Raw genomic sequence first — 9,703 nt, forward strand, 5'->3', positions numbered from 1 at the left:
ATAATAAGGCAAGGATCTTAATTGTCGTTATGAAAATCATCATTCTCGGAGCCGGGCAGGTTGGCACAACATTGGCGCTCAATCTGGAAGGCGAAGATAACGACATCACGCTGATCGATACTGATGGCAAGCGTTTACGCGATATCCAAGATCATCTGGATCTTCGAACTATTGTCGGTCATGGCGCCTATCCAGATGTGCTTTACAACGCAGGCATTGAAGATGCAGACATGCTGGTGGCGGTGACTAACAGCGATGAAGTCAACATGATTGCCTGTCAGATCGCACACAGCCTGTATCAAACCCCCACTAAAATTGCCCGAATCCGCTCGCCCAATTACCACAATAAAGACATCATCTTTAAAGATAATCATATACCTGTAGATGTGGTTATCAGCCCCGAAAAGCTGGTCACTCAATATATTACCCGTCTGATTGAAAACCCCGGTGCTTTTCAGGTGCTTGATTTTGCCGAAGGCAAAGTGCGTCTGGTGGCCGTTCGTGCCTACTATGGCGGCCCGCTGGTCGGTAATGCTCTGTCGGAGTTGAAACACCATCTACCCAATGTAGACACCCGCGTCGCCGCCATTTTCCGTCGTGGTGCACCGATTGTGCCGACCGGCCACACCATCATTGAAGCGGATGATGAGGTCTTCTTCCTGGCTGCTAAAAAACATATCCGCTCGGTGATGAGCGAACTGCAACGCCTCGAGAAAAACTACAGTCGGGTGATGATTGCCGGTGGCGGTAACATTGGTGAAGGCCTGGCAAAAGCTTTAGAAAGCAAAATGCAGGTTAAAATCATCGAGCGTAGTCCTGAGCGAACTCAGGAATTGGCCGACGTCCTGCACGATACGCTGGTGCTGCAAGGTGATGTCTCTGACGAAGACATGCTTAAAGACGAGAATATTGGTGACTTTGATCTCTTCATTTCGGTGACCAATGACGATGAAGCCAACATCATGTCGGCGCTTTTGGCCAAGAAGCTCGGCGTTCGCAAAACTATGGTTCTGATCAACCGCACTGCTTACGTTGATCTGATCCAGGGTCATCAAATTGATATTGCGATTTCGCCACAACAGGTCACTATCGGCAGCTTGCTAAAACATATCCGTCGTGGCCTGGTTTCTAATGTTTATTCATTGCGTCGTGGCGCAGCCGAAGCGATTGAAGCGGTTGCCAAGGGCAATGAACAAAGCTCGCTGGTTGTCGGGCGTACCATTGGTGAGCTCCCCTTGCCACCCGGTACTTCGATTGGTGCCATTGTGCGCGAGGATCAGGTTATCATTGCCCACGAAAATGTCATCATTCGCGAAAATGACCATGTAGTGCTTTTCATGGTGGATAAAGCCTATATCCACGATGTTGAGCGCCTGTTCCAAGTTAACGTTACTTACTTCTAATCAGGCCTGGGCACATGCAATACGCAACCATCATCCGTATCCTTGGCATTCTGCTGATGGTTTTCAGTATTACCATGTTGCCGCCAGCCATTGTTTCTGCCATCTATGAAGACGGTGGCGGCAGTGCCTTTATCAGTACCTTCTTCCTGTCGCTAATCACTGGGGTCGTGCTGTTCTGGCCTAAAAGAAAAGCTCGCGCAGAACTGAAAATCCGTGACGGCTTTTTAATTGTTGTGCTGTTTTGGACGGTACTGAGTACCTTTGGTGCTGTACCTCTTATTCTGGCCCAGTCGCTTCCAGTCAGTTTAGCTGATGCCATCTTTGAATCCTTCTCCGGACTGACGACCACTGGTGCAACTGTTATCAGTGGATTGGATGATCTACCTCACTCGATTCTATATTATCGACAACAGCTACAATGGCTAGGCGGTATGGGTATCATCGTTTTAGCAGTTGCCATTCTTCCTCTGCTAGGTATTGGGGGGATGCAGCTCTATCGCGCCGAAATGCCGGGGCCCATGAAGGATAATAAATTAACCCCTCGCATTGCCGGTACCGCCAAAGCACTCTGGTATATTTATCTTGGCCTGACCATTGCCTGTGCTCTTGCCTATTGGTTGGCTGGCATGACAGCCTTTGATGCCATAGCGCATAGTTTTTCTACGGTTGCCATCGGCGGTTTTTCCACTCACGATGCCAGCATGGGATTCTTCGGTAGCAATACCATAGAATTAATCTGTGCATTTTTCATGTTTATCGCGGGCATCAATTTCGCCCTACATTTTATTTCCGTTCGTAACCTGACCATTCGTCCCTATCTTAAGGATCCAGAGTTCAAAGGTTATTTTGCTATTTTGTCCGTGGTTATTTTATGTTGCACGGCGGTACTTCTTTATTATCAGCAATACGAGTTTACAGATGCGCTGGTCAAAAGTATTTTCCACTCGGTTTCTATCGCAACCACTGCAGGTTTTGCCAGCGCTGACTTCGCCGCCTGGCCAACCCTGCTTCCAGTGTTACTGATTTTTTCCAGCTTTATCGGTGCTAGCGCAGGATCTACCGGTGGCGGCATGAAAGTGATCAGGGTGCTGCTCCTATTTAAGCAGGGGATGCGAGAAATTAAGCGACTGATTCACCCGAATGGTATCTTCCTTATTAAACTAGGAAAGAATTCCGTTTCCGATAGAGTGGTGCAGGCAGTATGGGGCTTTTTTGCTACTTATGTAGTACTGTTTGTGGTGCTGATGCTGATCCTGCTAGCAGATGGACTGGATCAAATCACCGCCTTCTCAGCAGTTGCCGCCTGTATGAATAACCTGGGGCCAGGACTGGGTGATGTTGCGGTTAACTACAGTGGTTTAAGCGATCTTGCAAAGTATGTATTAAGCTTTGCCATGCTACTCGGGCGACTAGAAATCTTTACTTTGCTGGTGCTCTTCACGCCTTATTTCTGGCGCCGTTGATCTTCTACTTGTTGCTACTGGCGATAAATATTTTTTGAGCCATCTTCAGTGGTTTTAAATCGTTTATAAGACCACTGGTATTGCTCTGGGAATCGGCGAATCATCGCTTCTAAATGCTGATTGAGATTGCTGGCGTAAGCTAACTCATCAAGTCCTGGTTCCATGTTCAAAGGCTCCAGATAGACATCAAACTTACCTTTTTCATTTCGGATAGCCGCTATCTGATAGACCTCGGCATGACTCTTTTGTTGTACTTTTTGCACCAATGTCATAGTCAACGCCGGTTTTCCGAAGAATGGCACGAAAATACCGGCTCGACGCCCCGGCTCCTGATCACTGAGAATGGCTGCAACTTCTCCAGCCTGTAACACTTCAATCAGGTGCATGACACCCCTGCTATTACCTTTGACCATGGTGGTCTGGTTCTTGCAGCGGCCCTTACAGATAACTTCATCCATCTCTAGCTGACGAGGAGGGCGGTACATGCAATGAAAAGTATAACGACTACCAAGATAGTAGAGAGCAGCTTCCCAGTTACCGATATGAGCACCGGTTATCAAAACCCCTTTGCCGCTGTTCAGAGTGGCTTTAACCGCCTCTTCGCCATAGATATTATCCAGCCAGCTTTCTGCATTGTCCTTACACCAGATTTTGGCAGCCTCGCTGAAAAGTCGTCCAGTATGAGCCAGACTTTGCTGAATAATTTTCTGTCTTTGCTCATCGGTGAGCTCAGGTAGGCATTGCTCCACATTGGTTTTTGTCGTGGTATAGGCACGAGACTTAGTCAAGCGACTGATACTGGCAAATAAACTGCCAATCCAGTCTCCCACAAACTTTGGAAGTACCGAAAATATTCGAATCATACTTCGAATTATGAATACTTTGATTGGACTGGAAGTAACTGCTTTACCTTTTGCCATATTTTCTTTGCCTATAAAAAAATGCCGGCAGGACCGGCATTTATTATAACCTTTTTGCTTACTTAGTAAGCGATTCGATTGGGAACTGGCTTAGCATGTAATCCAGATTTTTATAATCAGTTACCTTATATTTTTGGTTTACCACGAAAGTCGGTGTTCCTGTAATCTTAAACTCGCGAGATAATTTTTTTGCATATTGTACTTTGTTCTGTACCGCAAATGAGTTGTAAGCTTTTTCAAACTCCTCGGCAGTTATACCGGCAGCTTCAAAAATTGGAATCAAGGCCTGCTTATTCGGAATATTTTGTTTTTTTACATGAAGCTGATGGTAAATGGCTGGATGCACCTTATCAGACACATTCAGTAACTCAGCCACATAGAAGGCATAGGTGTAATGGCCTGCAGATGGGAAAAATAGTGGAACCTGCTTAAAGGTGACTTCTTCTGGTTTTGTCGGTTTCCACTTGGCCAAGAAGCCTTCCATGTTGTAGCAATGCCCGCAGGTATAGGCAAAGAACTCCATCACTTCAGGTTTATCTGTACCTTTTGCGCCTGAATAAACGGTGTAATCTTGGCCTTCTTTTGCCTTACTGGCAGTATTTGCTTCTGCGCAAGCTACTTGAGTCAATGCTAAAAGTGCTAATGCAGCACCAAATAATGTCTTTAATTTCATGGATGTCTCCGGTTTACTCTACGGTTACAGATTTAGCCAGGTTACGAGGCTGATCAACATCTGTACCTTTAATTACAGCTACATAATAAGATAACAACTGCATCGGTATGGTGTAGACCATAGGCGCAGTTATTGCGTACTGACTTTTTATTGGAAAGACAGTTATACCATCAGAACTCTGAATATTAGCTGACTCATCAGCAAAAACAAAGAGCTGGCCCCCTCTGGAGCGAACTTCCTCAATATTTGACTTGAGCTTTTCCAGCAAATTATCCTTCGGTGCAACCACCACAATTGGCATTTCTTTGTCAATTAATGCCAGTGGGCCGTGCTTTAATTCACCAGCAGCATAGGCTTCAGCGTGAATATAGGAAATTTCTTTGAGTTTTAAGGCTGCTTCCATGGCAATCGGGTATTGCTGACCACGCCCCAGAAACAAGGTGTGATGTTTTTCGGCAAATTGCTCTGATAGATCCTCAATCGCTTCAGCTTGTTCCAATACTGCCTGAATTTCATTGGGCAAATGCTCTAACGCCTCAGCGATAGCCTTTTCTTTTGACTCATCGAGACCCTTGGCCTTACCGATGGATACCATCAACAACATTAAGGAAACTAACTGAGCCGTGAAGGCTTTGGTTGATGCTACGCCAATTTCTGTTCCAGCACGGGTTAACAGAGTGAAATCTGACTCACGCACCATCGATGAAGCAGGGGAGTTACATACTGTCAAAGTGCCAAGATAGCCCTGTTCTTTCGCTTTTTTCAGTGCCGCCAATGTATCAGCGGTTTCGCCCGACTGAGAAATGGTGACAAATAAACTGTTAGGTAAAACAGCTGTCTCACGGTAACGGTATTCGCTGGCAATCTCAACCAGGCAGGGGATCTGTAAATAATCTTCTATCCAGTATTTTGCTACCATGGCTGCATGATAGCTGGTACCGCAGGCAATAATCTGTACTGCCTGTGTATCAGCAAAAACCTTATTAGCGTTAGCGCCTAAGGTTTCAATAATAATTTTATGATTGACCAATCGTCCTTCAAGGGTGTCATTAACCACTTGTGGCTGCTCAAATATTTCCTTAAGCATAAAGTGGCGATAACGCCCCTTGTCCACAGCATCATGCTGGATATCAGAGGTTTCGAACTCGCGCTCTACCTCTTTTCCATCGCTATCTAATATGGTCACGCCGTCACGACGTACTTCGGCCACCTCACCTTCTTCAAGATAGATAAAGTCACGAGTTACCGGTAGCAGCGCAAGCTGATCGGAGGCCACAAAGTATTCACCAATGCCTTTACCAATCACTAGCGGGCTACCCGAGCGCGCCACGACCATTTTGTCTGGATCGTTAGCGTCAATCGCTACAGTACCGTAAGCGCCTTGCAGTTTTTTCGTCGTTTTCTGTAAGGCTTCAAGCAGATTACTGCTTGTTTTCAACTCTTCGTGTAAGCAATGAGCCATTACTTCAGTATCAGTATCAGAAGTAAACACATAGCCCTTTGCTTTTAACTCATCGCGCAATTCATCATGGTTTTCGATAATGCCGTTATGTACCAACGCAATATTGTTTTCTGACATATGTGGATGGGCATTTCGCTCACTCGGCTCACCATGTGTTGCCCAACGGGTATGAGCAATACCGAGACCACCCGGTAGTGGCGTCTCTTTTAAAGCCTGATCGAGTTCAGAAACTTTACCTAAACGACGTAACCGCTGAATCTGGTGGTTGTTATAAATCGCCAGGCCAGCTGAATCATAACCACGGTATTCAAGGCGCTTTAAACCTTCCACTAATATCTGGCTAACATCTCTTTGCGCAATAGCACCAACAATGCCACACATTATTTCTTATCCTCTAAATTATTCTTGGTCTGTTTTTTTACTGGACGCTGCCAGCCTTCAATGTGCTTTTGGGCAACGCGACTGATGCAAAGTTCACCGGGGGTCACATCTTTTGTGACCGTTGTTCCGGCGCCTACAGTCGCACCCTTACCAATGGTCACTGGTGCAACTAACTGAGAGTCAGAACCAATAAATACATTATCTTCAACTGTTGTCTTATGTTTGTTGGCGCCATCGTAATTACAGGTAATCACGCCTGCGCCGATATTAACACCGCTACCAATCTCGGCATCACCGATGTAGCTTAAATGACTTGCCTTGCTTCCTTGTCCTATCACTGTGTTTTTAGTTTCTACAAAGTTACCGATAAAGGCACCCTGTGCAAGCTGCGTGCCCGGCCTTATCCGTGCAAAAGGGCCAACCGAACATTCTGACTCAATCACAGCACCTTCGATAATACTGTTTGGCTTGATAACACAGTTAGCTCCGATTTTTGAATTGATGATGATGCAGTTGGCGCCAATATGAGTACCACGGCCAATACTAACCTCACCTTCGGTGATTAGATTCACATCAATAACCACGTCCGTAGCGCAACTTAAACTACCGCGCACATCGAAGCGAGCAGGATCAATTAAAGTGACGCCTTCACTCATCAGCTTTTCAGCCTGCTGTTTTTGGAATGCGCGTTCAAGCTGCGCCAGTTGCACTCGGCTATTCACCCCTTCAACTTCAATCGGTGAAGCGGGGTGACAGGCTCTAACGCCGCCTTCATTGGCAGCCATGGCGATGGTATCGGTCAGATAATATTCACCTTGAGCATTATTATTATCAATATTATTTAGCCATTGCTTAAGTTTATGGCTACCCACCGCCAATATGCCGGTATTCACTTCATTAATGGCTAGCTGTTCCATGCTGGCATCTTTCTGCTCAACAATCGCGGTAATGCGACCTTCACCATTGCGAATGATTCGGCCATAACCTGATGGGTCTTTTAGTTTAACCGTTAACAAGCCAATGCCATCTTTTGGTTGTGCATCAATCAGTTGTTTCAAAGTCTCTTTCTGAATTAGCGGTACATCACCATAAAGCACCAGCACCTGGTTACCTTCTGTGACTAATGGCAGGGCCTGATCCACTGCGTGACCGGTACCAAGCTGTTGAGCCTGCTCTGCGATTAAGACCTCTTGTTCAGCGACACTGGCTTTAACCTGATCAATTTCATGCCCCGCAACCACAATCATTTGCTCTGGTTGTAGCTGCTGTGCGGCATCTATGACATGTTGCAGCATGCTTTTACCTGCAATCTTATGCAGTACTTTCGGCATGTTGGATTGCATGCGAGTTCCTTTACCCGCAGCGAGAATAACGACACTTAAACCCATAATATATTCGAATTTCCTAAATAAGCGCGCATTTTACCACTTTTACCGTTTTTTTAACCCTTACCGTAAAGTTTTTTTTTTACAGTTTAAGCACCATTCACTTTTTAACTCTCGAGCAAGTCTGTTTCAACCATAGTGAAGACACCTTCACCTGTCTCTTCATGCAAAGCCAGGACAACACTCAAATTTGATCCGCCAAAGTTAAGGGGGGAACTTAGTGAACTGACAGCTGCAATATTGGGATCAACTGTTCTTTAACAATCACCAAACAGATGAACTGGTCTTTATTTAGTATAGACTCTATTCGTCAATAGACCTCACTATTAACGATCCAGTCGATTATGGCTGTAATCTGGTTAACTAATATAAATTCCAAGCATAAAAAAAGGTGGCTAACTAGCCACCTTTTTATAACGGGTATTAAAAACTTATTTGCCGGCTTTCTTACGAATCGCACGTAAAGTTCTTAATTGAGCAACCGCTTCAGCAAGTTCAGCCGCAGCTTTAGAGTATTCAATCTCCGAGCTTTGATCCTGAAGTGCTTCACGAGCCATTTTTTCCGCTTCCAGAGCTTTCGCTTCATCCACATCTTCTGCACGTACCGCAGTATCTGCAAGTACAGTCACAACATGTGGTAGAACTTCAAGCATACCACCAGAAACAAAGAAGAATTCTTCTTCGCCACCTGGTAACGTGACCTTGATTGGCCCTGGGTTCAGGGACGTTAGCAAAGGGGCGTGGCCTGGTTCAACACCAAGCTCACCCAAGTCACCGTTTGCAATCAATCGTTCAACTTTACCAGAGAAGATTGACTCTTCGGCGCTAACGATATCCAAATGTACTGTCATTGCCATTAGGTCCCCCTAATTTTAGGGCTGGATTAAATATTTTTCGCCTTTTCAACCGCTTCTTCGATTGAACCGACCATGTAGAATGCCTGCTCAGGTAAGTGATCGTATTCACCGTTCAAAATACCTTTAAAGCCAGCAATGGTGTCTTTTAGCGATACATATTTACCAGGAGAACCTGTAAATACTTCTGCTACGAAGAATGGTTGTGACAAGAAACGTTGAATTTTACGAGCACGGGCAACGGTTTGCTTATCTTCTTCAGATAGCTCGTCCATACCCAGAATCGCAATAATGTCTTTCAACTCTTTATAGCGTTGTAATACACCCTGAACGCCACGAGCAACATCATAGTGCTCGCTACCAATTACTAGCGGATCAAGCTGACGCGAAGTAGAGTCAAGTGGATCAACCGCAGGGTAAATACCAAGCTCTGCAATTTGACGAGACAATACAACAGTCGCGTCCAAGTGAGCAAAGGTTGTAGCAGGAGAAGGGTCAGTCAAGTCATCCGCAGGTACGTATACCGCCTGAATCGATGTAATCGAACCAGTTTTAGTTGAAGTAATACGCTCCTGAAGAACACCCATCTCTTCCGCCAGAGTTGGCTGATAACCTACCGCAGAAGGCATACGACCTAGCAATGCTGATACCTCGGTACCTGCCAGCGTATAACGGTAAATGTTATCGATGAATAATAGTACGTCACGACCTTCATCACGGAATTTTTCGGCCATTGTCAAACCAGTCAATGCAACACGTAGACGGTTACCTGGTGGTTCGTTCATCTGACCATAAACCAATGATACTTTGTCGATAACGTTAGAATCTGTCATTTCGTGATAGAAGTCATTACCCTCACGAGTACGCTCACCAACACCGGCAAATACAGAGTAACCTGAGTGCTCAATCGCGATGTTACGAATAAGCTCCATCATGTTTACTGTCTTACCAACACCAGCACCACCGAACAGACCAACTTTACCGCCTTTCGCGAAAGGGCAAACCAGGTCGATAACTTTAATACCGGTTTCTAGCAATTCGTTTGCAGGCGCAAGTTCTTCCAGCTTAGGCGCTTTACGGTGAATAGACATACGCTCCTGTTCACCAATAGGACCTTTCTGATCGATTGGGTTACCAAGCACGTCCATGATACGGCCGAGGG

General features: G+C 45.6%; 8 protein-coding genes. 2 read left to right on the forward strand and 6 right to left on the reverse strand.

Translation table 11 applies throughout. The features are described 5' to 3' along the window. Positions 1–29: 29 nt before the first annotated feature. Together trkA and HUJ19_RS09740 are read left to right on the forward strand one after the other, a co-directional pair. Positions 30–1,403 carry a Trk system potassium transporter TrkA gene (trkA, locus tag HUJ19_RS09735; protein WP_290623899.1) on the forward strand — a complete coding sequence of 458 codons (1,374 nt, stop codon included), beginning with the start codon at positions 30–32 and terminating at the stop codon, positions 1,401–1,403. Positions 1,404–1,417: 14 nt separating this feature from the next. Next, on the forward strand, positions 1,418–2,866 hold the full coding sequence (locus HUJ19_RS09740; protein WP_290623885.1) for a TrkH family potassium uptake protein: 1,449 nt from the start codon (positions 1,418–1,420) through the stop codon (positions 2,864–2,866). Positions 2,867–2,880: 14 nt separating this feature from the next. Here the strand turns inward: HUJ19_RS09740 and HUJ19_RS09745 are convergent, their stop codons facing one another. From HUJ19_RS09745 to atpD, 6 genes are all read right to left on the reverse strand, one after another. Next, positions 2,881–3,786: a lysophospholipid acyltransferase family protein gene (locus tag HUJ19_RS09745; protein WP_290623887.1), complete on the reverse strand. Its 906-nt coding sequence runs from the start codon at positions 3,784–3,786 to the stop codon at positions 2,881–2,883. A 58-nt stretch (positions 3,787–3,844) separates the two neighbouring features. After that, positions 3,845–4,459 carry a thiol:disulfide interchange protein DsbA/DsbL gene (locus HUJ19_RS09750; RefSeq protein WP_290623889.1) on the reverse strand — a complete coding sequence of 205 codons (615 nt, stop codon included), beginning with the start codon at positions 4,457–4,459 and terminating at the stop codon, positions 3,845–3,847. A 13-nt stretch (positions 4,460–4,472) separates the two neighbouring features. Continuing rightward, complete coding sequence (gene glmS, locus HUJ19_RS09755; RefSeq protein WP_290623891.1) at positions 4,473–6,302, reverse strand: glutamine--fructose-6-phosphate transaminase (isomerizing); 1,830 nt, start codon at positions 6,300–6,302, stop codon at positions 4,473–4,475. Then, positions 6,302–7,690: a bifunctional UDP-N-acetylglucosamine diphosphorylase/glucosamine-1-phosphate N-acetyltransferase GlmU gene (gene glmU / locus HUJ19_RS09760; RefSeq protein ID WP_290623893.1), complete on the reverse strand. Its 1,389-nt coding sequence runs from the start codon at positions 7,688–7,690 to the stop codon at positions 6,302–6,304. Before glmU ends, glmS begins: the two co-directional genes overlap by 1 nt. 428 nt (positions 7,691–8,118) lie before the next feature. Continuing rightward, positions 8,119–8,544 carry a F0F1 ATP synthase subunit epsilon gene (locus HUJ19_RS09765; RefSeq protein WP_290623895.1) on the reverse strand — a complete coding sequence of 142 codons (426 nt, stop codon included), beginning with the start codon at positions 8,542–8,544 and terminating at the stop codon, positions 8,119–8,121. Positions 8,545–8,570: 26 nt separating this feature from the next. Continuing rightward, positions 8,571–9,703 (reverse strand): F0F1 ATP synthase subunit beta (atpD, locus tag HUJ19_RS09770; protein ID WP_290623897.1); only part of this gene is annotated, 1,133 nt, incomplete at its 5' end.

It is taken from the genome of Kangiella sp. (assembly GCF_014762745.1).
In the GTDB taxonomy this organism is placed as follows: domain Bacteria; phylum Pseudomonadota; class Gammaproteobacteria; order Enterobacterales; family Kangiellaceae; genus Kangiella.

What these genes read in the sequence shown, in the direction of transcription:
- HUJ19_RS09750 (WP_290623889.1), bottom strand. Translation starts at nt 4,459, where the DNA reads ATGAAATTAAAGACATTATTTGGTGCTGCATTAGCACTTTTAGCATTG.
- glmU (WP_290623893.1), bottom strand. Translation starts at nt 7,690, where the DNA reads ATGGGTTTAAGTGTCGTTATTCTCGCTGCGGGTAAAGGAACTCGCATG.
- glmS (WP_290623891.1), bottom strand. Translation starts at nt 6,302, where the DNA reads ATGTGTGGCATTGTTGGTGCTATTGCGCAAAGAGATGTTAGCCAGATA.
- HUJ19_RS09765 (WP_290623895.1), bottom strand. Translation starts at nt 8,544, where the DNA reads ATGGCAATGACAGTACATTTGGATATCGTTAGCGCCGAAGAGTCAATC.
- HUJ19_RS09740 (WP_290623885.1), top strand. Translation starts at nt 1,418, where the DNA reads ATGCAATACGCAACCATCATCCGTATCCTTGGCATTCTGCTGATGGTT.
- trkA (WP_290623899.1), top strand. Translation starts at nt 30, where the DNA reads ATGAAAATCATCATTCTCGGAGCCGGGCAGGTTGGCACAACATTGGCG.
- HUJ19_RS09745 (WP_290623887.1), bottom strand. Translation starts at nt 3,786, where the DNA reads ATGGCAAAAGGTAAAGCAGTTACTTCCAGTCCAATCAAAGTATTCATA.